This is a genomic window from Filifactor alocis ATCC 35896 (assembly GCF_000163895.2).
GTDB classification, from domain to species: Bacteria; Bacillota; Clostridia; order Peptostreptococcales; family Filifactoraceae; genus Filifactor; species Filifactor alocis.
Window position 1 is genome coordinate 1,887,641 of record NC_016630.1, and the last position, 26,788, is coordinate 1,914,428.

Below are 26,788 nucleotides of genomic sequence, written 5' to 3' on the forward strand. Positions count from 1 at the left end.
AGTGTGAAATATTTCAATATTTGGAGGTTGATGAAAAATGAGTAACGTATGGGATTATGATGATTTTATTTTCAAAGGTGACGAATTAAAAGGGATGACAAAACAAGGGAAAGACAAAGTAAAGATAGACGGTCTTACAGATATGGTAATTCCTGAGTTAACTCCTGACGGATTGCCTGTAAAAAGCATCGGAGAAAATGCATTCTACAGACGCAAATTAACTTCAGTTGTAATTCCTGCTACAGTTGAATACATAGGTTACGACGCTTTCGGCGTTTGTAATTTAACAGAAGTAGAGATTCCTGATGCAGTTCATACAATTGACGGATTCGCATTCTATCGTAACAAATTGAAAAAAGTAAAATTAAGCAAAAATGTAAAAACAATTGCACCAAGTGCTTTTGCTTTGAACGAATTGGAAAATATTGATTTACCTGAAGGATTAGAAGTAATCGACACTTCATCTTTCTACAAAAATGCATTGACAGAAGTAAAAATTCCTTCAACTGTGAAAAAAATCAATATGTATGCATTCTTAAAAAACAATATCCATTCTGTAGATGTACCGAAAACAGTAAAAGAATTACACCATGCGGCATTTGAGCCACACACATCTGTTACATTGGTATAATCAGAAAAGATTATTCGTGGAGTGACCTGTTCACTCCACTTTTTTTATGCCGAAAATTCAGATGAATAGAACAACATTGATTCCAAACATTCCATGCGGTTCAATCCGGCTTTTATATGATTTGATACGATACCCCGATGAAACGATTGAGCCAATCACTATGCTTTGGTCAGTATCATTTGTCAATCCAATGCTTTTATGCTATAATTATCGAAATAAAGAAAGAAAAACAAAAAAGCGCCTGAGCCTTTCCGACAAGAAAGGTTGACGAGGAATGGAATGATCGAGATATTCGGCGGATATTCCATAGGTATCACAGCCTTAGAACAACACAAAACACAGGAGTAATCTTGTGAACAAAACTTGTTCCGTGACTTTCTTTATATCACATTAAAAGAGGCAAAGAAGAGCAAAAAACAACAAAAGAAGAATAACCAAAGAAAAGCGACAGATACAAGAGCAAACGACAAAAGAGAGACCAACCAAATACAGACACAAACCAAAAAACTCTCTTGATTCGTGACACCGTCACGAACATACTCTCCGTTCTCAAAGAGAGCGTTGCTTGCTGTCCAAGTTACAGCCCTTTCTTTGCGCAAAATTAAGGAGGTTTTACTATGTGTGGAATCGTGGGATATATCGGAAAATCCGACGGACAAAAATTTGTATTAAACGGGTTGGAAAAATTGGAATATCGTGGGTATGACTCCTCCGGAATCGTAACCGTATCCGACAACCGACTCCATTTGACAAAAAAGAAAGGTCGCTTGCAAGTCCTTCGTGACGAGTTGGAACAACATCCGCTGCGAGGACATCTTGCATTGGGACATACCCGCTGGGCAACCCACGGAGCGCCGTCCGATGTCAATGCACATCCTCATACAGACGAAAAAAGTGAGTTTGCCATTGTGCACAACGGAATCATCGAGAACTATATGGAACTGAAACACGACCTGCAAGAAAAAGGACATCACTTCCTGTCCGATACCGATACCGAAGTCATCGCTCATCTTTTGGCAGAATACGATACGGGAAATCTGTTGGATACCGTATACGAAGTCAAAAAACACCTTCAAGGTGCATATGCGCTCGGCATCGTATCCAAAAACGAACCCGATACCCTTATCGCAGTAAGAAAAGAAAGTCCGTTGATTATCGGAGTCGGAAAAGAAGAAAACTTCATCGCATCCGATATTCCGGCAATCTTAGAACATACCAGAGATGTTTACTTTATCGAAAACGGAGAAGTCGTTGTCCTAACCAAAGACAATGTAACCATCTTCGATGAAAACAGAAACCTTGTAACACGTGAAGTAAAACATATCGACTGGGATATGTCCGCTGCAACCAAAGCAGGCTATCCGCACTTTATGTTGAAAGAAATTCACGAACAGCCACAAGCCATTCGTGATACCGTCAAACACAGACTGCAACAAGACGGAACCGTTTCTCTCGGCGATGTAGCATGGACCAAAGAACTGCTGCAAGACATCCACAAAATCTATATCGTAGCTTGCGGAACCGCATACAATGCCGGCAGAGTCGGGAAAGTCGCATTAGAGCGATTGACAGGAATACCGGTAGAAACAGACCTTGCATCCGAATTCCGTTATCGTGATCCGTTTGTCAACGAACACACCCTGTTGATTTTGGTCAGTCAATCCGGAGAAACCGCAGACACTCTCGCAGCACTTCGTGAAGGAAAACGAAAAGGAGCGCGTATCTTCTCCGTTACCAATGTCATCGGCTCATCCATCGCAAGAGAATCCGACGATGTCTTCTACACATGGGCAGGGCCGGAAATCGCCGTTGCTTCCACCAAAGCATACACCACACAACTTGTTGCATTTTACCTGATTGCAATGAATATGGCACTTCTGCTCGGCAAAATGGAACGCAGCGAATATGACCGACTTCTCACAGAAATCCTTGCTCTATCGGACAAAATCGAATTGATGTTGAAGAAAGAATCTAACATCAAACAAATTGCCGACAGCATCAAAGACAAAAACGCAGTCTTCTACTTGGGAAGAAATATGGACTATAACAGCGCCATGGAAGGTGCTTTGAAACTAAAAGAAATATCCTATATTTTTACCGAAGCATTTGCCGCAGGAGAGTTAAAACACGGTACCATCGCATTGATTGAAGAAGGTACCCCTGTTATCACCATCGCAACACAAACTGCGCTCTTAGACAAAACTTTCTCCAATATGCAAGAAGTCAAAGCAAGAGGTGCGCATTTGATTGCATTCACAAGAGAATCCGCAACCACCATCTGCAACGAAGCAGATGTGACCGTTACCATTCCGGAATGTCCGGATTTGTTGATGCCCGTCGTAAGCATTGTTCCGGCACAGTTGCTTGCATATTACACCTCAGTCCTAAAAGGAAACGATGTGGATAAACCGAGAAACTTGGCAAAATCCGTTACAGTAGAATAGTTTCGTCAAAACAAACCACAAATTATCCAAAGTTTTGCCACGATTATTCACAAAAACTAAAAAGTTATGCACAAAAAAAGAAGACTTGTCCACAAAAACAGTGGATAACTCTTCTTTTTTCTCGTATATTCCAAAAAAATCTTCGATTTTCTTTCGAATGCACTCTATTTTTTCAATTCGTCTATTCTTTCAATCAATTTTTCAAATTTTTCTATCATATAACTCTTCAACCAATAATCCTATATTAGAACCGACCTTATATTCCAGTTCCGATTCATCCTCACAAAATTTCTTTTCATTTTTGATAGCTGTACAAACACAAGGAATCAGTTTTTCTACATTATAGCGATTCTTTTTATATCCCGGAAGTCTTATTTTCAACTCTTGCTCTATATAACTGATTCCCTTAGAAACCTTGGGATTCTCAGATAATTTTTCTAAATCAAGAGCATCAATATCTTCAAAATGCAAAAGCAACCAAAATTCGAAGCACGGATTTGTAACATAAAAATGATATTTTTGTTCCTTGCATACCGTCAGAACATTTTCATATTGAACTTTTGTAAAACTGTTCTTATCCCTATCCACAACAATACACATCTTATCAAAACCCGGCTCAAACGAAATCTTCGACTCTATGATTTCTTCCTTCAACTCCGAAATCGTTGTCTCTATAGAACAACCGCCCAACTCTTCCACAAGCAAGCAACATATTTTTTCAAATTCATTTGTTGTACCGGATAACAAAAAACCGTTCTCTTCTACTGCTCTTTTCAATCTTTTGAATATCATATTTCTAGGTAGAGGAGAAGACAATAACATATTCTTATCTATTAAAAAATCCATCATTTTATTCAAAATCGTTTCATAAGAAAGAAAACCGGTTTTTTCCTCTTGTAAAATACGAACCAAACTATCTACTAACTTTTTTGGATTACTCCAACCGGATTCACCAAAACTTCGCATAATCGGTACCATTTCTATCAAACGATTCTTCTTTCTACATTCATGAAACAACTGATTAAAATAGATAAGTTCCGTCTTCTCTCCTTCACAAACCAAAAAATATTTTTTATTTGGCTCACTGCTTTTGAGCGTCTTCGTTCTTTGTGTAAAATTTGATTTTGATTCACGCATCTACTCATCTCCCTTCAAGGGAAACATCAAATCAAACACAGGAACCCCTCCATACCTACCTTCCAAATATGCCTTATCTAATTTTTTATCAAATCTCTCATTGTACTCATCCAAAGAATACACTTCACTGGCACCATTTTCATCTTTGTTCACAAACCAAACCTCATCTCTTCTAAACAATTCAAAATTTAACAATCTTGATTCATGAGTGGTAAAAATAAGCTGTACATTGCGTTTTTTTGCCAAATCCAAAAATATTTCCATAAAGCGATATGTCAACATTGGATGCAAACATCTGTCCAACTCATCAATAACATATGTCTTGTTCTCATTCACCAGCAAAATTTCCAGCAATTGCAACAAGCGAATCGTTCCATCCGACTCTTCCGGCAAATTAAAAAAAACTCCCTTTGATTCATGCTCAAACCGAATTGTTTGGCATATAATTTCTTGATGTTCCACCTTGAAAATATAAAAATCTCTTCCGGCACGAATAAAAAGACCGCCTTCTATGATTTCGCCTGATTGTAGGATAGAACTTATCCTTTCAATGTTTTCCTTAACATCTTCTTTCATTGGATCCGGCATCACTTCCAAAGCCTTCTCCAGTGGAATATTCTCAACCTTTACATCCCGAATTCCGGTATCGAAATATGAAATCATCTTACATACAGTATCGATATCTTCACTTTTTGCTAAATATGAATAATTCGAAATCGGTTCATCTGGATAATTGATATCCAAACGCTTGTTTACCCAATGATATAACTTCTGAAAAACCAAACTTTTCTTACTCTTAGATTCTTTGACTGAAGCATAAAATCCATCTTTATTTCGATTCATAATTTGCAAAAATAAAATACTATAATCCGATTTGATATCTTCCATATATACAGTTAATTTTTTTATATCCGGACCATCAGTTAAATCCTTACCAAAGTCATACTTTCCCGATGGAATATCACGACTAAAAATTATTTTCTCTTTATCCTTACATAACTCTACAAGCCACTCTGAAACAAATTTACCTTGACTCAAAATAACCTCAAAACCATAAGCATAATATTTGTCATCCAAACAAATTTCCATCTCAAAATAACTGGCTTGATTCTGATTCTCTTTTTTAATCTTGCAATACAACTCCGTATGTCCTTTTGGCAAGCCATACAACATTGTATGCTTCATAAATGACATAGCTTTCACAAAATTTGATTTTCCGGATGCGTTTGCCCCGTAAATAGCAGCTGTCTTTAACAGTTTCAATGTTCCGTCATCAAAAATACGGTCTCTTTTTCTGGAACCTTTTCCGGAAATCATAGAAAATTCTACACTTTTCCCCTCATCTGTTTGAAAAAAAGATAAAAAGTTTCTCACATTAAATCTAATTAACATAACTCTCATCTCCCTTCAACTCAATTATATGTGATATTTTCGTTTTTGTAAACAAAAAAATAAGATTAATTTATCAAAAATAATCATTATATGTGATTTTTTTGTTATTTTATTGTTTCAAGTTTTTTAGGATTCTCCTTTTTCTTTACCAAACGATAGCTCCGATCTATCAGATCAAACAACTCTTTATCCTCCAACGAATCATTCAGACAGATGGTATACCAGTGTTTTTTGTTCATATGATATCCGCCGAAAAAAATCTTATCGTCCCGTCTTTTTTGAATATGTTCCGGCGTATCCTTCAAATCAATGATTTCTATCTTTCCATCTCCGTCCAAGCCCAACTTTCTGCATTCGACAGTCAACATCACAGCAATCCATTTCTTGCTGTCATTTAAACGAAAAGCACAGTTTAGACTGTCTTTCCACAAAAACTCCGGCTCTATTTGATATCGTTCCTTCAGATAAGCAATAACCCTCTGTGTTTGCTCTCCCTTTAACATTGCCGTATCAAAGCAATGTTGCGACAGTGCCGACAACACCTCTTCACATGCCACAGTTACCTCAGCCAAAAATTTCCCTGTTGCACTCGGTACCTTAATCAGCACATATTCTTCATTCGTATCCGCCTCAATCAGTCGATAGTCAATATGACTGTCCTTATCAATCGCAAGTTCCAAACGAAATTGCTCCCCCAATATCAAAAAAGACTTTGTGTACATACCGTCACAGTATACAAAACCGTTTGCCAACAACTTTTCAAAATTTGCTTTTTTATATCGAAATATCATTTCTACATCAAGCAATATTTATCACACCCCTTCCGTTTATTATGTATCATTTATTATGTATTTCTGTACCCGCTCTTATCCTGTAGTTATCGGCTCTTATCATTCATTTCTTATCTCGTTGTCCTAATCTCTTTATGATAAATATCCATCATTTCACGTTATGAAAAATAGCATATATGTAAAAAGAGAGAAGATTGCTCTTCTCTCTTTTGGTTTATCCTGTTTCAGTCTATACTGTTCAGTTTCACCTGTTTCGGTATATACTTCTTCGGTTTGCACCGCCTTAGTATATCCGCTGTTGTATCAAACTAAGCTTTCACTTATTTTGTTTCTTCAGCTTTCTTTTCTTCAGGTTTTACTTCTTCAGCCTTTTTTTCTTCAGCTTTCATAGTTTCTTTTTTAGGATAAATTGTTACTTGTTTTGTAGCTTGACTATAAGTGTAATCATAATCTCTTGTTAATCCGAATGCATCTCCTACAGAAGAAACAGGAATGAACATTCTGTCAGCTGTTACTGTAGCTTTTGTTGCCATTGGATATTGGTTTCCGTTTTTGTAAAGAATTTTTGCATTTTGTGTAACAGATACTACGATGTCTCCATCGATGAATGTAGCTGTTAAGTTTTCTTGGTTCCAAACAACTTCTACTCCCAATGCATCAGCGATTGCTCTAACAGGTAACATTGTGTAGTTATCTTGTGTGAATACAGGTGCATCCAATTTCATAGCTACGCCTTCTACTGTATAGTCAGCAGAACCTAATGTGAAGATTGTTGTCTTTTTCACTTTGCTTACTTTGTCAACTACTTTGATAAAGTTTTCTGCATTGATATCGGACAATTCATATGCTTTTTTAGATTCATACATATAGTTTGTTCCTTTTTTGATATCATCTTTCTTTGTTTCTTCTGTATCAACATTTACAAATGTTAATTTGTGTGTTCCGAACGGTAATGCACGGTTAGATACTACTTGTACATCTTTCAATGTAATCTTAGCAGGAGCATCTTTTTTAGAACGTCCGTTGATTGTGAAGTACAATGTTTTGTCATCTTTATCTAATTTGTAATCTTTGATATTGATTCCTTCTGCTTCAATAGTACCTTTTGTATCAAATTTTGCATCTTCGAATTTCAATCCTGTTAAGCTAACACCAAATCTTGTTCCGGATTTGAATGCTCCGGCTTTTGTTTCTGTAATTACGACATCATTTACAGCAACTTTAGCATCTCCGCCAAGTACTTCTTTTTCTTCCACTTTCATTTGAGCAACAGGAGTTACTTTAAGGATTGTTACTTTTAATCCCTCATAACCTCTTGGTTTTGCAGTAAGAACTACATCTCCCTTTGCATCCCAATCAGGTTTCACTTCCAATTTTACTTTAACTTCTTTCTTTGCAGGAGTAGGATTGTTCCATGTGAATTCATCATCAAAGTCATCTTTAGATTTTCCAGTAAATTCACTGCTACCGGTAACTTTTACATCAGCACCTTCTGATTCAAAATCAATATATTTTGGAAGTGTATCTTTGTCTGTAGTTGTAACTTTTACTTCTACTTTGTAGGTATCTCCGTTAGCTAATTCTTCTTTTAGAGATTTTACCAATTCCATTTTGATTTCATGGTCAACATATTCTCCGACTTTAATAGTGTCTGTCTTGCTACTAATCAGCACATCATCTGCAGTATCGGCAGTCCCTTTTGTGTCCACAATTTCTTTCTTTACATCAAGTTCAATATCTCCTTTAGGAGCATCTTTATCTACAGTAATAATAGGATTGAAGCTTACCTTAGTAGAAGTCATGTTGAATGTAGCTTTTCTTTTATTAAAGGTAATTGCATGATTAGGTGTTACTGTTGTTTTAGTTGCGCCATCCTTATCCCAGCCAAAATCATCAGACGGCAATGTTACTGTAATTCTAGCTTCTTCATTTGCACCAAGTATACGAGGTTGTTTTATTTCAAAAGAAGCTAACACTTGATCTTCCCCGCGTCCTACTTTTTTTGCGGACTCAGTTACTCTTGTAAAGTCTCCATCATTGTCTTTTACCTTTGCGTACACTTTTTCTGTTCTTCCAAGACCGATATCTGATAAGTCGTATTCAACCTTGTAATCTCCATCAGCAGCATTATCAAATTTCACTTTACCTTTGATAGTAATTTTATCTCCTGCAACAGGCGCTGTTGTGAAGTTAGCATATGCTTGAGTTTTTCCGTCAAAATCTGCTGGATTCCAACCTGTGATTGCTCCTGTGCCAACACATTCAATAGAAAGACTTGCTGCAACATCGGTTAATTCAACATCGTCGCCTAATAATCTAACTGCAACTGTTCCTGTTTTTAAACCGGCAACATCTTCGGGCTTTACATCAATAATTGCCTGAAAAGTAGCTGTTCCATCTTCACTATTCTCAACAATTTGCGGACTGCTGTAGTGATCTTCATATGCAAATGCTGAGTTTACCGGTGCTAATGTTAATGCCATTAAACCGGCTACTGCTAAAGAAAGTTTTTTCTTCATAGTAATTCCTCCTAATATAATATAATATAATTTTTGAAAGGAAAATGGTCCTTTCTCCCATGTTCGGTACATTATGCCGAATTACATCTCGTTTATCTCATAATTTCCAACAGTCTCTTCCGGAAAATCTTCTTTATGGAGACCTGCACGCTTTCGTACCGGACTATGAGATTTGAGTTGTCGAAATTGGAACTTCGTGCGATGCACCGATTCTTTATCAACAACCTTATCCTATCATCTCTTATCAAAAAGAGAAACAGTTTGATGTGAAATGTAATACAACTGTAATGCACTCCATCTGCCATCAACGCTCTGCAGAAATCTTGCAACCGACAAACAAGGATTCGAACTCTATATTTGATGGAGAATATAGTATCTTGTCTCTTGTGCCCTGCAGCTTGAGTTCTTACAGAAGTGAAAAGCTAAATCCCATTGAAAACAGCATTGTGAAATAGAATCTGTTATATGATGTGTCGCCGCACGAATCATATATCTTATAATCATATATGATCTTGATGGCATTTGTGCAATGACAATCATACTGATTATATCTGACAATAATCTATCTCCGATGAAATTTATAGCTATATACTACACTATTTTTATCAAATTGTCTATTACAAAATCATTTCAATTTTGTTGTTCCTCTGTTACACAGGTAATGAGATGATAGAGTTGCAAAACGAAAGTCCGGAGTTTGATTCTCTGTTCGCCGATACTATAAAAGGACAGGACAAGGATACAGGATAGAGAAACAACGATTTGCTCTTTTTGTAATAACGATGTTGTTCTTCTGTAATTATGTATTTTGCAACAGTTGTATCATTTGATACAGGTCGGTGTGATATGGTTCATCAGGTGAATTGTCTATGGAGAGCAGGAGGACTTATCCACGGATTTTAGTGATTGAACGATGATTGAGGATGTTGTTTGTTGCGTATTTCGGATAAGGTTTTTATTGATTTTTGATGTATTTTTGATGTGTTTTGCATTTTTCGATGTTTTATGTTTCCACACTTTTTTTACAATTGTGATATGTTGTTGATGATTTATGAATCATGTCTTGATCGTTTGTGAATGATGTTTTTCGGAAGTTTTGTTGTTTCTGTGATATTTTGCATTTTGTGTGGTATAATGGTATCTCACTGAGAGCAGGTGTCGATGATGAATGCTGTCTTCGGATTTGCCTAAATTGCCTTGCTTATTATATTTTTTTGCTTATTATACTATATTATGGAAGCTATATAAGGAAGCTTTGTGTTGAATTTGAATGTGATATAAGATGAAGTTTGTATTGGATATATGGGAGTAGCGGAATGAAGATTGTGAATTTGAATCAGTTGAATCAGCAACAGGAGATTCCTAAAATTACATATCGCCCGTTCAAAACTTATGGGGATTTTATTTATTTGGAGAAGGTTGCTTCTTCTGTGGAACAGGAGTGGACGGAGGGGATTTTTGAATTTTCTCTTGAGTCGCATGAGATGGTTCGTATTGATGTGGGTCCTCAGGTGGACAATCCTTTTTTGTTTGATATGGAGATTCCGTTCACTTTGTCGGATATTGAAAAGATGTCAAAACATAATCGTATCTACTATTCTTTGGTCAGTCAGGTGAATGATGAGGTGATTTTGTCTTTCTATGAGATTGATTTGGAAAGTCGCAAACAACTCTTGGTGGTTTCGTTTTCGTACGGTGTCTCTGAGTTTGATTATCTTGGAATGGAGCTGCTATCGGAGGGATTTTTCTTTTTTCGTTTGGCTGAGACTTCTCGTAACAGTGCCGGCTCGGAGTTGGTCTATTTGGTGGATGTGTCTGAGCAAGCATACTATTCGGTGAAGGATTCGGTTTTGTGTATGACATTCGGAGAGAAGTCGGTGTTTGACAGTGAAAAGGGGCGTTTTTTGCTTGTGGAGGAGTGTTATCTTTCGGAGGAGGAACAGTTTGAGCTGCTGACTTCTCGTGATTTGGAGCTTGCCATTGAGGTTCCGAAGGGTTTGACGGAGGATTTTGTGCATCAAAATTCGATTCTTATCATGGATTTTGAGTTGTTCTTAGATGAGGTGAAGTCGGGTAGGGAGTCTCTTTCGTATCAAACTTTGGACGGTATTTTTATGGACGGTTCGGTTCGTCTTATCGGAGAAAATTCGACGGCTTTTTATTACAGACAGCGGGTGTATGATTTTGTTCTGCAAAGGAAGAATGATTTTATGTCCAGAATGATGATGGGTCATGAGGTGATTGTGGAGTTGAACAAAAAATCGCTGAACACTCGCGTGGTGGCGAAGGAACGGTATCCGAATAAGGTTGTTGTGAATCATCACGGGTTGTTTAAGGTGATACAATCGGAGGGCTGCATTGAGATTGTATCGCTGCTTCGCAACAAGACGCTTGTTCGTTATCAAAAGCATCCGGGATTGTACGATTCGGAGGAGTTTGTGGAGTTGGCGAATGAGATTTTGATTATTCAATGTCAATCGAAGCTTCATCATTTGCAGGAGTATATCAAGTTGGTGGATATCACGAATGAAAATGAGATTATTTCGATTGCAAGGGATTTTTTTGTGTTGGGGGATACTATTTTTACGATTTGATAGGGACGGAGAAGCAAATCGAATAAGTGTCTATTTGTCAATTTGGGGACTGTACGGATAAGCTTGTCGATTTGCAAATTTTTGGCAATAAAATAAAACACTCTGTGATAAACCGGCTCTTATGTGAAATCTCAACTTTCACGATTGGGAGAGGCTTATTCAGAGTGTTTTTTTGTTTTTTGTTTTCTTTAACGATATGGTTCTACACAAGGTTTTCTTTCCAATTGGTCGTTTACCTCGTCCATCAATTCGTTGGAAATAATGTTCAACATTTCTTCCAATTTTTCTACATCTTCTTTTGGGAATCGTTTTGCAATCCGATCGGATACTACTTCCAAATATTCGTAGTTGACTCCGTAGTATTGTTTGAATTTGTCTGTTACTTCCAAATGAATTTTTCTCTTGTCGATTTCAGACGGTATCTTTTTAACGAATCCTTTTTTGACAAGATTTCCTACTTTGTAGGCTACATTCGGTTGAGACACTCCCGTGAACCGAGATACTTCGTTTACTGTAGGATGATCTAATGCATAAATCAACTCTACGAAAAATGTCTCGATTGTGGTCAGTGTGTCTTCTTTCTTCTGTAATGAATAAAATACTTTTCGATAAAAATTTAATTTGAATCGATAATATACTTGACTTAACCCTTCTCCTACCATATTCATTCTCCCCTTTTCTTTACTGTTGTTCTTTTGTTTCAAAATATCCATAAGGAAAGTTAATTTTGTTCACTTGCATCTGTCAGTAGAGGTGAGGTTGTCTTCATCCATTCTCTGCTATCTGTCTTATTGTGACTCAAAACCCCTTACTCATACTATACTACTTTTTGCTTAAAATACAAGTGTGTTCCGATATTTTATATAATATCTTTATTTTTGTGTAATTGGTATGATTTTGCTTGATATTATAGGTGCTATGGCGTTCTTTCCTGTCTGTTCGGTTTGAAAGCTGATTAACGGAAAAGAAATTTCGTTAAGTGCTTGTTTGAAATGATTCTGTAAAAATGACTTTATATGATAAATTTTTTCGGTTTGCACGGATAGTAGGGTTGCTCTCTTATGTTGTCTATTCCATGATGATGCTGTTGTTACTTCCTTACATTACTGTTCTCTTGCTTAATAGATACATTTGTTTATTTTTTCAAGTTCATATTCAAAATAATTTGACCGTTGCTGACGGTCATCACATTGACCGGTATATGGTCTTGTTCTTCTACGACAATGAGATCTGCTGTTTTGCCTTCTGCGATTTCTCCTTTTTGTCTTAGATTCAATGCTTGCGCCGGATTGTAGGTTCCCATGCGCACTGCTTCGACCAATCCGATTTCTTCTGCCATAATAAAGATGGATTCTAACAGGTTTTCCACTTTTTTGTTGGCTGTCACTACGCTGTAGCTTCTTCGTGTGATTCCTGCCGAATAGTCGGTAATTTGTTCCAAATCCCACAGGTTGTTGATATCAATGGTGGCATGTTTGTCGTTTTGTTGAATATAGTCTAATGCTTCTTTTTCGAAGGAATCCAATATAATCGGTATGTTCATACAATATCTTGTTTGGATATCTCTTGAGATTCGATAATCGGTTGTCGCTACAGGTATTTTGGCTCCGTACACGTACTTGAGTCTAAGGCTCAACTCTTCCAATTTAATCTGTCCACGCTGTTTTTCGATACGGTTTAGGATTGCCCATGTAAATGAGTCACTGATTTGAAATTTGTCTTTAATATATTGGAAAAAGTATTTGTCCCGATATCGTTCCTGTCCGTTTTGTGAAACGTAGGTAATCATATCAACAAGGTTTCCGTTGAGCAGCTCCCATATAAAATCGATGTGCTGTACGCTGCCCAGTTGAAATTTGAGGTGGACACAATGATCGATAAGATGATTTTTGCGTTCGACATCTTTCAAAAATTGAAGTTCTTCCAATGCTTCCTGTTCGCTATGTTCTTCCAAAAAGCGATTCATGTTGATGCAGTGGTAGATGGTGGTCACGCCTGAGAACACATTGAGCCGTTCGATTTGGCTGAATGCTTTTCGTTTTGGAAACGGACTGAAGTAGGGACTATATTCTTCTTGTATAAAATCATCATTTTGGATGTTAATCAATCCGGGCATAACGATTTTGCCGGTACAATCAATGTAGTCTGTTTCCGGTTTTTGTCCTATATGAACGGATTGTATGATATCTTCTTTTATCTCTAAATATCCTTCGACGAATCTGTCTTTGAGTACGATTCTGTCACTGTATAGTTTCATAGCGTTCTATTCACTCCAAACTTAGCGTTTCTGCTTATCCACTAACTGTTTGTCTATGTGTTACCATCAATTCGAAATCTTACACTTCATTTTGTTCTTATTATCATTCCTTTTTTTGGAATGATATCACTTAACTCATACTTTGTCTTCGACTTGTCCTTGTTAAGTTACATCATTATATCATATATCTGTTGTTTGTGGCAGTATTTGTGTTTTTTGTTGTTTCTTTACAATTTAATTTTTTCTCCATGTGGTCGGTAGGAAGATAATGACCATTGGGAACAGTTCTAATCTTCCGGCAAGCATATCAAATGACAGGATAAGTTTGCTGATGTTGGTCAAACTGCTGAAATTATCGACCGGTCCAACTACTCCAAGTCCGGGTCCTACGTTGTTCAAACAACAGGAAACCGCTCCGAATGTGCTGAGTAAATCCATTCCCTGTGATAACAACACTAACAGGGAAATAACCATGATGCACAGATACAGGTTGAAATATGCTTGTAGCTCCTGCATAACACCTGTCGGTACGGGGCTGTTTTCGATTTGAATACTAAATACTCTGTTGGGGTGTTGTATTTTTCGGATTCCCATAACGGTATTTTTAATCATAAGGATAATTCGCGATACTTTGATTCCTCCACCTGTGGAGCCTGACATGGCGCCGATATACATCAAGGTAAGCAGGATTCCTTGTGACAGGAACGGCCACTGCTGATAGTCTCTTGTGACAAATCCTGTTGTGGTAATGATGGCTGCTACCTGGAAGGATGAACCGCGAACAGCTTCGCCCCAGCTTCCGGCAACTGCTCTGATATTGAAACTGATTAAAATGATTGCACCCAAAATAATCAGAAGATAGTATCGAAGTTCTTCGCTTCCGAAACAATCTTTGAATTTTTTGAGCAGTAAAAAGTAATAGAGCTGGAAGTTGATTCCGAACAGTATCATAAATACGGTTATGACGGTTTCGATATAGACGCTGTCAAAGTAGGCGATACTTGCGTTATGTGAGGAGAATCCGCCTGTTCCGGCTGTTGAAAATGCGTGTATCCAACAGTCGAAAAAGCTCATGCCTCCCGCATACAAAAATCCTACTTCGATGACGGTCAACAGGATATAAATTCCGTATAAAATTCGTGCTGTGAGGGATATTTTGGAAACGAGTTTTCCGACTTTGTGTCCCGGCACTTCCGCTTTCATAATATACATACTGTTTACACTGCTCTGCGAAAAGATGGCAAAGGCAAATACAAGTACTCCCATTCCTCCAATCCAGTGGGTGAAACTTCGCCAAAAGAGAAGTCCTTTGGACATCACTTCGATATCGGTTAAGATGGTGGACCCTGTGGTGGTGAAACCGGATACCGTTTCAAAAAAGCTGTCTATATAGCTTGGTATCTCTCCGGTTAGATAGAAGGGCAATGCTCCACACAAGGATAGCACGAGCCATGTTGTCGCTACGATAACAAGCCCTTCTTTTGCATAGAACTCTGATTTGTCGGGTTCTTCATAGGATAGAATCGAACCGAGAACAGTCAGTCCGACACATATCTGAAATATCGTTTTGGCAATGGGTTCTCTGTAATAAACAGATACCAGCGTCGGTATCAGGAGTAATAATGCTTCAATCCGAAGCATTTTGCCAATGAGGTATCGTATCATTTTATAGTTCATAGTGGTTTCCTTCCAAAATATCATTTAAGTCACGCAAATATTTTTGTGTTGTTACAACGATTACTCTGTCATGTTCACAGATCATGTCTTTTCCCGTCGGATAAATCAATGTGTTTCCTCTCAGGATGAACGGAATCAAGATGTTTTCTTTCAATTTCATCTCTTCCAAACTGACTCCGATTTGTTGAAAATTCTCTGATACATAGAATTCAAGCGCTTCCACTTGGTTGTTGACAATTCGATAAAGTCGTTCTACATTGCTGCCTTGTGTGTTTTGTTTTGCTCTTACATAGCGTACGATTCGTGTTGCCATAATGTGTTTTGGTGTGATATAGCTTGAAAGTCCTACTTTTTCGATAATCGGCACAAGGTTGATTCTACTGATTTTGGTAACGATTTTTGGCACACCGAGACTTTCGGCATAGATTGACGTAACGATATTTTCTTCATCGATTCCTGTGAGCGTGATACACGCATCGTATCGTGCCAATCTTTCTTCATCCAATACTTCATGCAGTGTTCCGTCGTTATGAACAATGGTCGCCTCTTTTAATTTTTGACTCAATTCCAAACATCGTCGTTCATGTCGTTCGATAATTTTGACTTGGATTCCCTGTTTTATCAATTTTTTTGCCAAGTAGTAGGAGATTTTGCCTCCTCCTATCATAAGCACATCTCGAACATTTTTTTTGTAAACTCCTTGTTGTTTGAAGAACAGTATCAGCTGTTGCGTGGTTCCGGTAACATAGATGCCGTCCCCTTCCTGCAGCACAAAATCTCCGCGAGGTATCAATACTTGCGAATCTCTGGTTACAACGCAGATTAAGATGTCCAATTTGGATGATTTGCGAAGTTCGGTCAAAGAAACTCCAATCAAATCACTGTTGGCGCTGACTTTTCCTTCTACAATATTGACACGTCCTTTCGCAAAACTTTCGACATTGGACGCAGACGGAAATTGCAACATACGGAAGATATCATTCGCCGCCTCAAATTCCGGATTGATTACCATGTCGATTCCCATCTCTTGTTGCAATAAATCAAGTTGCAAGGAGTATTCGGGATTTCGAACGCGCGCAATGGTATCTTTGACACCCAGTTTTTTACCTATAATACAACAAAGCATATTGATTTCATCAGAGTTGGTTACGGCAATGAGCATATCTGCCTTTTGGATTTTTGCATTAATCAATACATCGTAAGACGCACCGTTTCCGACAGTTCCTATAATATCGTAGGTGTCTACCAACTTTTCTACTAATTCTATTTTTTCGTCAACAACGATAATATCATGCTTTTCTTTAGAAAGGTTCTCAATAAGAGCTTCTCCTACTTTTCCGGCTCCAACAATTAAAATATTCATAAGTTCCTCCGTGAAAAAATATGACTTTTTTCTGTTTCTTTTTTCTTAGTTTTTTAGGTTTTGTTTCCTGTTTTCTTTTTCTTGCTTTAAAAACATACCTTTTATTATATACTATTTTCCCACTCATTATATACTATTTTTTCAAGAAATTCATCTTTTTTCATAGAACAGTTGCAACAAATGTCTATTTTTCAATCTTGTCAAAAACTTCCGTCTGATAACAGGAATGGAAATGGAAATTGATTTCGAGATTGTTTGAGAGTTGTTTGGCTTGATTTAAGTTTTGTTTTGTGGTGGACGAGGGTTGTTTTGAAGAGTTGTTTATTTTAATTCCCATTTACTTTGGGTCTTACTTTTGTTTTCTTTTTCATAATCTACGCAATGTCTACATTTTAAAATGTTGTTTGGTAGTTGTTTATGAAAATATGCAAAATTCTTACAAAAAGTATAATGATGCAAAGAACGCAGCAATATATACTATATATAGTGTGTCTTGCTGCGTTGTATACTTCTTGTAGTGTCTTTCTCTACAAGATAGCATCTGCAATTTGTTCTAACAACATCAATCGAAAGAGTTGATGAGGGAAGGTGAGTCTTGAAAAACTCACTCTGAAATTTGCTCTCTGTTTGACTTCATCACTCAACCCGACGCTTCCTCCTATAATAAATGTCATCCCTTTTTTTTGAGTTCTGTGTTGTTCAAACAAGTTGCTCCATTTGTCTTTTGTCATACTTTTTCCGTCGATATCCATTGCAATCATAGTATTTAATCGGTTGACCTTGGACAGAATTTTTTGACCTTCTATCTGACGAATCATCGTCAATTCTTTTTCAGATGCTGTTTCAGGAACCTTTTCATCTTCCAATTCAATCAATTCCACATCTTCTCTTTTGGAAATTTCATCCAAAAAATATTGTTGTCCTTCTCTTAAATAGGATTCTTTCAATGCTCCCACCACAATCATTTGTATCATATCAGTTCATCTCTCATTCTCGAACAGGTTTTGTATATCGTTCTGCAATCTTCTTATGGATGGATCATAAGGCGGTTTACCATTCGATATCCAATTCTACAGGACAATGGTCGGAGCCTAAAATGTCGCTGTGAATTTTAGCATCTTTCAGGTTTTCTTTCAGTTCTTGGGATGTCAGGAAGTAGTCAATTCTCCATCCGGCATTATTTTTGCGTGCGTTAAAGCGATAGGACCACCAACTATATGCTCCTTCCAATTCGGGATAGAAGAAACGGAAGGTGTCAATAAATCCGGAATCCAAAAGGGTACTCATTTTTGTTCTTTCTTCTATAGTAAATCCGGCATTTTTCTGATTTGTTTTCGGATTCTTAAGGTCAATTTCCTGATGGGCAACATTCAAATCTCCACATACGATAACCGGTTTGGTTTCGTTCAATCGAAGGAGATAGGAACGAAATTCATCTTCCCATACCATTCGATAATCCAATCGCAACAGTTCATTTTTGGAGTTCGGCGTATAGACGGTTACCATATAAAAGTTGTCAAACTCCAGTGTAATAACACGACCTTCCTGATCGTGTTCTTCAATTCCCAGTCCGTAACTTACAGAAAGAGGCTCTTGTTTGGTAAAGATTGCTGTTCCGGAATACCCCTTACGTTCGGCATAGTTCCAGTACTGATGATATCCTTCCAATTCCAACTCTATTTGTCCTTCTTGCAACTTGGTTTCTTGCAGACAAAAAATATCGGCATCTGTTTCCTTAAAAAAATCTAAAAATCCTTTTTTGACACATGCTCTGATTCCATTGACATTCCATGATATTAGTTTCATATGATCTCCTTATTTTTCTGTTCTTCCTGTTTTAATTGTATGGAATGCATTGATTTATTATCAACACATTCCGTTTTTTCGCTTCTGTTTGATATTCCTTGTTTTCTTTTTACTGAAAATATCCACTGTTCGTACTGATAGATACCCTGATTTTATTATTTTATCCCATTATCTGTTTCAGTTTCCGTTTGCGGTTTCATAACAACGCCCTGTTTTGCTTTATTTCAAGCGGAATACTGTTAAAGAACGCATTTCTTTCAAACTCGGATTTACGGCTGTTCTATATCAAAACAGAAACAGTTGAGATAGAAATAAGGTGTTGTTCCTATTCTAATGCTTGATAACTCTGTTCTGCATGTTGCAATCAGGAAAAAATCAGATAGAACTTTTCTTTCAAATTTATGAAAACTTCGTTGGATTTTAGTATAACAACTAAACGTATAAGTTTTATCGGTATATTTCTGTTTTGTATTTCTGTTTTGTATTTCTGTTTTATATTGCCGATTTCCCTCTACCTAAAAAAGTGGACATGACGTCCACTTTTTAAAACAGCTGTTTAAATCACTCTCTTAACATTCTATATTCCATGTTTTAAGCAACGATATCATTTCTTCTATTTGACTTTCTTCTTGTAAGGTAACACTGTGATGTACTCCGTCTCTCACAAAAGAAATTTTGCAGATGTTTTTTTCTTCCAAAATCTCTTGCTTCATCTCTGCAAGTTCTTTTTTGGTCATGCCGGCCTTAAAATATTGTAGTGTTTGTGCGGGGTATTTCAAAATGAAAGGAAGATAATGCTCTGCGATTTCTTCTTGGATATTCGGTTTCATCATAGCAATTTTGGCTCCCATTTCTAAAGAAATTTTTCCTTTATAGAACCAGTCCAACAAAATCGGATTGAGTTTTTCCAGTTTTCTGTAACGATCGATATGTCTGCCGCTCATCTGAAAACTTTCAGCTACAATTTCTCTTGTCTTTCTGCTTTTGTAATCTCCGGTGTTTTCTTTTCTTTTCTGTTGGATGATTTTGTATTTTTCTATAATACTTCTGGTCAGTAACTTTTGCCCTAATTGTCGCTGAGCATAGTTTGCATCAATGATGATTTCTCTTGCGTCTTCTTCCGATAAGTCTTCTTTGATGATGGCATAGATTTCGTCAAAATCTTTTGCATTTAATTGGGTGATGTCTACCCCGTTCAATTCCTCCTGTTGTGCAGACTTCAACTCTTGTATTTTGCTGCGAATAAAACGATACGCTCTTACGCGGTTATGCCCTGACAGAATCATCGTCTTGTCCTGTTTTTTTTGTACTACGATAGGGTGCAACAATCCATGAACTAAGATAGAATGTACCAATCGATCGAACTCTTCTCCTTGCAACGCCGGATAAAAATTCCATTCTTCAGGTGCCGACTCTAATTTATCAATTTGAATGCGAACGATGTTTTCCTGTTCTTCCGTAAGAATGTTTTCTTTTTGTGTCGCTAAGGAATATCCTGCCCGTCTTGTGTTTCCGAAATTCATTTTGGAACCCAAATCAATGTTTTTGATTGACACGCTTAACAACCTCCTTCGCAAAATCCATATATTGCATTGCCGCCTTGCTCTTCGGTGAAAACTCCAGTACGGCAATACTGTTCCACTGTGCTTTTTCAACAGAGGTATCTAAGTTGATTTTGGTACGAAACAACATATCTTTTCCGAATACATTTTCAATCAAACCTTGTCCTCTGGTATTCATAATTTTGTTGCTCGGCTTATACAGTGTTGTCAAAATACCGAGCACTTCCAATTTTTCGTTCATGACTGAAAATTGGTTGAAAAAATCCAAGAAGGTTCGAATTCCCCTGATTCCGAACATTGCCATCGGAACGGGTATAATAACATAATCGCATACATTCAGTATGTTTGCGGACAAATCTCCTAAGTAGGTTGATGTGTCGAAGATGATGAAGTCGTATTCATTCTTGGCAATCAAATCTGTACTGATTTTCTTCAATAGAAATTCGCGCTGGAATTCATGATGCAAATCGTACTCTATTTTGCTGATATAATCATCTCCCGATACAATGTCTACATTGTCGTATCGAGTGGGAGTGATGTAGTTTGACAAATCGTCTTTATTTTTCATTGCCTGATAGATGGTTTTGTTGAAATCAATCAATTGCAAGCCGAATTCTGTCAATGTTTCGTCTACTGTAAATCCCATCGTATTCGTTAAGTCCATTTGGGAGTCGCAGTCGATTGCAAGAACTTTGTATCCTAATTGCCCTAATGCGATGGACAGCATGGATGCGGTGGTGCTTTTCCCTGAGCCGCCTTTAGAATTTGCAATGGAAATCACTTTTGTTTTTTTCTTTGCAGAATGTTTTGCCATAGCGATTCCTCCTTTTCGTATATACTATTTCATCATATCACACCTTGTCTCAATATGCTATTGTTTCTCATTGAAAAGCAAGAATGCCTCAAAAAACGCCGATTTTCTTCTCAACCCCCCTGTTTCACGATTGCTCGCTTTTGCTTTTTCTTTGATAATTTTTGACATTGTTTGTTGTTTTGTTGTACACTATAACAAATAATGTTATCGTCCACTGTGGTTGAATTGCAACTGGCTGAAAAAGGCTGTTGCTTTTCCAAAAATTCAGAAGGAGAGATGAATGATGAAAAATACCATTTTGATTATTGAAGATGAAAAGCCTATCTCTGATATTGTGAAGTTTAATTTGAAGAGAGAAGGTTATGATATTATCACCGCATTTGACGGTCTTGACGGCTATCAAAAAGGGATTCAAGAGAATGTGGATTTGATTCTGTTGGATATTATGCTTCCGTCAATGAATGGGTTTGATGTTTGCAGACACATTCGCGAAAAATCTTCTGTTCCTATTATTATGGTAACAGCGAAGGAAGAAGAGGTAGATAAGATTCTCGGACTGGAGCTCGGAGCAGATGATTATATCACAAAACCGTTCAGCTTGCGCGAATTGATTGCTCGTGTAAAGGCAAATATTCGCCGTACTTCCATGCCGAACAACAACTCTGCGGAGTCGGATTTGATTCAACACAAAAATTTGGTAATTGATACTTCTAAATACTCTGTTACCAAAAATGATACTGTTTTGGAGTTGACGGTTCGTGAGTATGAACTTTTGAAGTTTTTAGCTGTTCAACCGAACCAAGTTTTTTCAAGAGAACAACTTTTGAAACAGGTTTGGGGATATGAATACTACGGGGATATTCGTACGGTAGATGTAACCATTCGCCGTCTCAGAGAAAAATTGGAAGATGATGCATCTAACCCTACTTATATTTTGACAAAGCGGGGAGTCGGATATTTTTTTAAGGGGGAATAACGCTTGTTTAAGAGTATTCGTTGGAAACTGATTTCGATTCACTTTGTGTTGGTATTCGTTTCCATGGCGATTGTCGGGTTGTTTATTACCAATCAGCTGCAACAATACAATATTTCTTCCGTTCAAAAAAGTCTAACTTCCGCTTCCAACAACTTGGTAAATGAGAGTATCCGTTCTGATATGAGCGTTGTCAAGCAACAGTATGACCTGCAACAAACTCTGATGAATACCACTCTCCCTGCCGGATATGAAATCTCCGTTATCGATATGAAAACCGGAACGATTGTCGCATCGACAAACGAGAATTTGTTGCATCGGCAGAGCATGGATGAAATGAATATCGAGGTGCTGCTTGCACTGTCCGAAAATCCCGTTGCAACCAAGACGGTCATGCAACAGGATCAGTCTTCTGTTCGATTTGAACACATCGCCTTTGCCTATCCCAAAAATTCACCTGATGATGAGGGATATATTATCTATGGAAGAGCTTCTCTTGAGAAGACGGATGAAATGCTCAATCATGCAAATATCATTTTTTTGAACGCAACCTTGATTGTGCTCCTTGTTACCATTTTGCTCGGATATGTTCTTTCCACTTCGATTACCGCTCCTATCAACGATTTGAAGAAGAAGGCAATTGAAATTTCAAAAGGAGATTTCTCTCAACGGGCAACAATCCATTCGAATGATGAAATCGGTCAGTTGGCAACATCTTTTAACTACTTGACGGAGCGACTCCACAAAACTTTGATGGAAATTTCGTCGGAACAGGACAAGTTGAATGCCATTATTGAACATATGGAAGACGGCTTGATTGCAATTGATCAACAAGGTAAAATTATCCACTACAATATTGTTGTGGAGAAACTTTTGGATATTTCTATGGAAAACAAACAGTATTTTGATCAAATCTTTCTGCCGATGCAAAATAATTTGTCTCTGAAACGGATTGTTCAACAAAATTCCGAGATGAATGAAGGTATGAAACCTTCTGAGTTTACGATTGAAATCAACAGCCGCATTCTATCTGTTTCATCAGCATTGTTCAGTGACACCAGTAACACTCTGACGGGATATGTTGTATTGTTCCAAGATATTACGGAACATGAACGACTGGATCATATGCGAAAGGAGTTCGTTGCCAATGTATCACACGAACTCAAAACGCCGATTACAACCATTCGAACTTACTCGGAAACACTGTTGGACGGTGCGTTGAAAGATCCTGCTATCGCAAAAAAATTTATGGAAGTAATTGTCAAGGAAAGTGACCGAATGACATCGCTTATCCGCGATTTGTTACAACTTTCTCATATTGATTTCAAGAAAGAAACATGGAACTTTGATTACACGGATATCAATACTTTGATACAGGATTCGATTGATAAAATGGAACTGTACTACCAAACGAAACATCAAACTCTGGTATCAAATCTGTTGGGACAAAGCCGACAAATTTGGGTAGATAAAACAAAGATGGAACAGGTTATCATCAATATTTTGTCCAATGCAATCAAATATACAGAGGAAAACGGCAAAATCTCCTTGTCTTTATTCGTTTCAGAGGGTATACTGGATATAGTGATTGAAGATAACGGAATCGGAATTCCAAAAGAAGATGTAGAACATATTTTTGACCGCTTCTATCGTGTCGACAAGGGTCGTTCCCGTCAACAGGGCGGAACGGGACTCGGCCTCTCGATTGCAAAACATATTGTCGAAGAACACGGCGGCTCTATTTCCGTTCGTTCCGACTTCGGCAAGGGAACTGTTTTTACCATCTCCTTACCGATTGAACCAAAAAAAGTGTAAGGTATCTTTAATGATGTTGTAATTCTTTTGTAATAAAAGAACGGTATACTGTTAGTACGATTTTGAGAGAATTTATTTTAGTGAAAGAGAAAAGAGGTGAGGTCTGAATGAAAAAATGGGTGTTAGTTGGGATGCTTCTGTTAACAATATGCAGTACAACTACTTTCGTATCCGCAGCTCCCAAGGTAACAAAGATGACAGTGCATGATATCAATCAATTTGTAGAAACATTGGATGAAGAAGAAACTCCTATTTTTACAGCACCGGAGACCATCACTTCATCAACTACTTCAAAAACCGTTGTTGTATCCGGTGTCGGAAAAGCAAAAGACAAGGTTATCATAGAACTCTATCAAAAGGCAGATCGCAACACATATGTTTGTACTACGGAACCGATTGAAATTACCGTCGGTGCGTTGGGAGTATTCAGCAAAGAATTGGATGTATCCCATTCCAAAAATGTGTTCGTACTTGCAAAGATATATCGAAAATCCGAATGGATAAAAGACGGTCGCTTTATCAATGTTGTCGATAAAGAGGACTTGAAGAAAGCATTACAAAATATCGGAAAAATTCAATAAGATAGTAAATTTTAAAATATCATGATAAAATATTATCGTGATATTTTTTTATCCAATGATAGGATGTATTTCGCTATTACTTCGTGATGAAAATCAAAGAAAAGAATGGGATAAGGGTTAGTTTTCATCAATATTCCGGATTATTTTTTTGGATGTTTTCAAAATGTCGAAATACTTTGTGATAAAACCTTCTTTTCTATATAAGCTTATTTTTAGGAGAATGAGTATGAAACTATTGAACGAAAAACAGAAATCTATTTTGGTGACAGCGTTATTTCTGTCTGCATTTTTTCTTTTTTTCGCAAAATTTTACATTATCCCCAAAAATTTACAACCGAAAAATACACAACATAATATTGATATCAATGTTGCTTTCAAAGAAACGGTACTTCCTTCCGATATCTTGTTTTATCTCGGAAACAATCAAATTGCAAAGGATGTCAAGGACTCCGAACGTTATTTTCAACAAATTGTTTCTCTGTTAAATGAATCTATTACCGTAAGCAACAAGCCCGTTTTTTTTGAAAAACAAACTTTTCCGTTCTCTCAGAACAAAAAAGGGGTAGAGCTGATTTTTTCACCCGAAACAAATGCAAATTTTGTCTCGATGTCGTTATTCGGAAAAGAAAATTATTTTGTCGGACTGTCTACCATTTCAAAAATCTATATCCCTTCCGTAGATAACAAATCTATCTATGTACAAGGAAAAGAAGGTTATTTGCAATTTGATACAAAGGACTATAATCAATTTCCTTTCTTGGATAAGATTAAAACTTCCGATCACAAGATATACTATACTTTGAATTTTTTGTTCAAAAGCAAGAGTTATGCCGTTATCAGCAATGACACAGTCAAAAATCTCGCTATATATCAAACGGAGACTCTGCTAAATCCCGATATGCAGGAACAAATCGCTAAAACTCTGTTTGCCAAAAAATATGATTTACTGAACAAAATTGTCGAAACGGACGGAAAATATATCTATACTTACAATTACGGTCAACAGATTTTGCGAATATCTCCGCAAGGCGGTATCGAATATATCAATGAAAATTTCAGCCCGGAAAACACTGCTGTCACCGGACAATTCCATACAGCGGTAGATTTTATGACAAAAATCGGATACACGCTGTCTGATGTTGAGCTTCATCATTATGAGCCAATCAGAATTCACGGAATTCCCGGAACAAAGTTTGTCTTCAAACATATTTTTATTGATTTGCCGATTGATTCCAAGAATAATTTCTATAATATTGAAGTAAGTGTTGTGGGCGAAGATGTCTATAAGTTTTATGGATATCAATACAAATTTTCGGATATTTTTTTGAACGAACCCGAAAGCGTCCAAACTTCTTTTGAGCTTTTGGATTCGTTGTATCTGACCGTCAAAAAACAATATCCTTCTCTTGACAATATTTCCTTTTTTGATGCGATTGATGAGATTAAGACGGTCTATTGGATGAATGAAGATTTTTCTTTGACTCCTTGTTATCGCATCACATGGAATCAAAAAAACTACTACCTCAATATCTATACGAAGGAGGTGCTCTATGAACTGGAATAAAGTAAAAACTTATCTGATTGTCAGTTTGCTGTTTGTAAATATCCTGTTTGTAGCAAGTATCTCTCTTGACTTCTACAGATACAGGAATTCGTCACGAACCTCTCCTGAACTGGAACAGCACTTACAAGCGTATCTCAACCGAAAACAGATTGTTCTTAAAGCAAGTTTGGAAGAGTTCAACGATACCATGGCACCGATTGATATTTCTTATCCGAAATTATCGGAAGAAAATTATCCGAAATTATTTGAGGATTATCCGATGTATACCAAAATTCATCAGAACAAGAAGCTGAGCATCAATCTTCCTTTGGCGATGGTTATCAAAAAAGACGACAATTTGGATACTTATGTCCGACAATTTAACATGACTTATTTTGGGTCGGAAGCTTTTTTGCTGAAATTCAAAAAAGAAGATAATTTGAATACATGGTATTATTTTACACCCGTGTACCGTGAAAAACCTTTGGAAGAAGCTTTTTTGATCTATCATTTCGATAGAAAGAATCAAAATTTAAATATCCAAAAAATCAATATCGCTGTGGGAAACACCGTTTATGAACAAAAAGAAATTTCTTCTCCGTTCAAGGCGGTCGCTCTCTCGGCATCTCGTATGCCGACTCATTCTGTGATTACGGATGTAGAGCTTGTATATTATTATGCTCCGCAAAAAAATTCCAATATCATTACCACAGAAACAGCTCGTGCCATGCCAAGCTGGAGAATTCGTACCGAAGGTGGGGACTTCTATTATATTTCTGCAATTGAATAGCAAATCAAAGTTTTCCTTCAAAAAACACCCTGTTTACCGTTTTTAAGTAAACAGGGTGTTTTGATATTATAAATTATTTTATTTTCAAATAAGCAGTGT

General features: G+C 37.1%; 21 protein-coding genes. 9 read left to right on the forward strand and 12 right to left on the reverse strand.

Annotated elements, in window-relative coordinates:
• The first annotated feature begins 37 nt into the window (after positions 1-37).
• Complete coding sequence (locus tag HMPREF0389_RS08480; protein ID WP_014263212.1) at positions 38-631, forward strand: leucine-rich repeat domain-containing protein; 594 nt, start codon at positions 38-40, stop codon at positions 629-631.
• 617 nt (positions 632-1,248) lie between these two features.
• On the forward strand, positions 1,249-3,075 hold the full coding sequence (gene glmS / locus HMPREF0389_RS08485; protein ID WP_014263213.1) for a glutamine--fructose-6-phosphate transaminase (isomerizing): 1,827 nt from the start codon (positions 1,249-1,251) through the stop codon (positions 3,073-3,075).
• A gap of 201 nt (positions 3,076-3,276) precedes the next feature.
• On the opposite strand, the gene HMPREF0389_RS08490 is transcribed toward glmS, so the two are convergent.
• The 4 genes from HMPREF0389_RS08490 to HMPREF0389_RS08505 all read right to left on the reverse strand — a co-directional run bounded on the left by HMPREF0389_RS08490 (position 3,277) and on the right by HMPREF0389_RS08505 (position 8,914).
• The gene (locus tag HMPREF0389_RS08490; RefSeq protein ID WP_014263214.1) at positions 3,277-4,212 is read right to left on the reverse strand and encodes an RloB family protein; all 936 of its coding nucleotides are present in this window, start codon (positions 4,210-4,212) and stop codon (positions 3,277-3,279) included.
• Positions 4,213-5,604 (reverse strand): AAA family ATPase, encoded by a 1,392-nt coding sequence (locus HMPREF0389_RS08495; RefSeq protein WP_041250878.1) that lies wholly within the window; start codon positions 5,602-5,604, stop codon positions 4,213-4,215.
• A gap of 104 nt (positions 5,605-5,708) precedes the next feature.
• Positions 5,709-6,410, reverse strand: a complete 702-nt coding sequence (locus tag HMPREF0389_RS08500; protein ID WP_049770218.1) for an MmcQ/YjbR family DNA-binding protein — start codon at positions 6,408-6,410, stop codon at positions 5,709-5,711.
• A gap of 305 nt (positions 6,411-6,715) precedes the next feature.
• On the reverse strand, positions 6,716-8,914 hold the full coding sequence (locus tag HMPREF0389_RS08505; RefSeq protein ID WP_014263217.1) for a copper amine oxidase N-terminal domain-containing protein: 2,199 nt from the start codon (positions 8,912-8,914) through the stop codon (positions 6,716-6,718).
• A gap of 266 nt (positions 8,915-9,180) precedes the next feature.
• Between HMPREF0389_RS08505 and HMPREF0389_RS09060 the strand changes: the two genes are divergently transcribed.
• Both HMPREF0389_RS09060 and HMPREF0389_RS08510 read left to right on the forward strand, forming a co-directional pair.
• Positions 9,181-9,369: a hypothetical protein gene (locus HMPREF0389_RS09060; protein ID WP_156775270.1), complete on the forward strand. Its 189-nt coding sequence runs from the start codon at positions 9,181-9,183 to the stop codon at positions 9,367-9,369.
• A gap of 861 nt (positions 9,370-10,230) precedes the next feature.
• Positions 10,231-11,508: a hypothetical protein gene (locus tag HMPREF0389_RS08510; RefSeq protein WP_014263218.1), complete on the forward strand. Its 1,278-nt coding sequence runs from the start codon at positions 10,231-10,233 to the stop codon at positions 11,506-11,508.
• Positions 11,509-11,696: 188 nt separating this feature from the next.
• Here HMPREF0389_RS08510 and HMPREF0389_RS08515 read toward each other — a convergent pair whose 3' ends face one another.
• From HMPREF0389_RS08515 to HMPREF0389_RS08550, 8 genes are all read right to left on the reverse strand, one after another.
• Entirely contained in the window at positions 11,697-12,176 is a 480-nt protein-coding gene (locus tag HMPREF0389_RS08515; RefSeq protein WP_242821716.1) for a MarR family winged helix-turn-helix transcriptional regulator, read from the reverse strand.
• A gap of 467 nt (positions 12,177-12,643) precedes the next feature.
• Positions 12,644-13,765, reverse strand: coding sequence for an amidohydrolase family protein (locus HMPREF0389_RS08520; protein ID WP_014263220.1), 1,122 nt, complete (start codon positions 13,763-13,765; stop codon positions 12,644-12,646).
• A gap of 234 nt (positions 13,766-13,999) precedes the next feature.
• The gene (locus HMPREF0389_RS08525) at positions 14,000-15,442 is read right to left on the reverse strand and encodes a TrkH family potassium uptake protein (protein ID WP_014263221.1); all 1,443 of its coding nucleotides are present in this window, start codon (positions 15,440-15,442) and stop codon (positions 14,000-14,002) included.
• Positions 15,432-16,805 carry a Trk system potassium transporter TrkA gene (gene trkA, locus HMPREF0389_RS08530; RefSeq protein ID WP_014263222.1) on the reverse strand — a complete coding sequence of 458 codons (1,374 nt, stop codon included), beginning with the start codon at positions 16,803-16,805 and terminating at the stop codon, positions 15,432-15,434. Before trkA ends, HMPREF0389_RS08525 begins: the two co-directional genes overlap by 11 nt.
• Positions 16,806-17,332: 527 nt before the next feature.
• The gene (locus tag HMPREF0389_RS08535) at positions 17,333-17,779 is read right to left on the reverse strand and encodes a 23S rRNA (pseudouridine(1915)-N(3))-methyltransferase RlmH (RefSeq protein WP_014263223.1); all 447 of its coding nucleotides are present in this window, start codon (positions 17,777-17,779) and stop codon (positions 17,333-17,335) included.
• 76 nt (positions 17,780-17,855) lie between these two features.
• The gene (locus HMPREF0389_RS08540) at positions 17,856-18,611 is read right to left on the reverse strand and encodes an exodeoxyribonuclease III (RefSeq protein WP_014263224.1); all 756 of its coding nucleotides are present in this window, start codon (positions 18,609-18,611) and stop codon (positions 17,856-17,858) included.
• A 569-nt stretch (positions 18,612-19,180) separates the two neighbouring features.
• Complete coding sequence (locus HMPREF0389_RS08545) at positions 19,181-20,167, reverse strand: ParB/RepB/Spo0J family partition protein (protein ID WP_041250880.1); 987 nt, start codon at positions 20,165-20,167, stop codon at positions 19,181-19,183.
• Positions 20,148-20,987: a ParA family protein gene (locus tag HMPREF0389_RS08550; RefSeq protein ID WP_014263226.1), complete on the reverse strand. Its 840-nt coding sequence runs from the start codon at positions 20,985-20,987 to the stop codon at positions 20,148-20,150. Before HMPREF0389_RS08550 ends, HMPREF0389_RS08545 begins: the two co-directional genes overlap by 20 nt.
• A 283-nt stretch (positions 20,988-21,270) precedes the next feature.
• Between HMPREF0389_RS08550 and HMPREF0389_RS08555 the strand changes: the two genes are divergently transcribed.
• From HMPREF0389_RS08555 to HMPREF0389_RS08575, 5 genes are all read left to right on the forward strand, one after another.
• The gene (locus HMPREF0389_RS08555) at positions 21,271-21,963 is read left to right on the forward strand and encodes a winged helix-turn-helix domain-containing protein (protein WP_014263227.1); all 693 of its coding nucleotides are present in this window, start codon (positions 21,271-21,273) and stop codon (positions 21,961-21,963) included.
• A gap of 3 nt (positions 21,964-21,966) precedes the next feature.
• Positions 21,967-23,775: a HAMP domain-containing sensor histidine kinase gene (locus tag HMPREF0389_RS08560; RefSeq protein WP_014263228.1), complete on the forward strand. Its 1,809-nt coding sequence runs from the start codon at positions 21,967-21,969 to the stop codon at positions 23,773-23,775.
• A 107-nt stretch (positions 23,776-23,882) separates the two neighbouring features.
• The gene (locus HMPREF0389_RS08565) at positions 23,883-24,356 is read left to right on the forward strand and encodes a hypothetical protein (RefSeq protein WP_014263229.1); all 474 of its coding nucleotides are present in this window, start codon (positions 23,883-23,885) and stop codon (positions 24,354-24,356) included.
• A 226-nt stretch (positions 24,357-24,582) separates the two neighbouring features.
• The gene (locus tag HMPREF0389_RS08570) at positions 24,583-25,920 is read left to right on the forward strand and encodes a hypothetical protein (RefSeq protein ID WP_014263230.1); all 1,338 of its coding nucleotides are present in this window, start codon (positions 24,583-24,585) and stop codon (positions 25,918-25,920) included.
• The gene (locus HMPREF0389_RS08575) at positions 25,907-26,689 is read left to right on the forward strand and encodes a two-component system regulatory protein YycI (protein ID WP_014263231.1); all 783 of its coding nucleotides are present in this window, start codon (positions 25,907-25,909) and stop codon (positions 26,687-26,689) included. Before HMPREF0389_RS08570 ends, HMPREF0389_RS08575 begins: the two co-directional genes overlap by 14 nt.
• Positions 26,690-26,788: the final 99 nt, after the last annotated feature.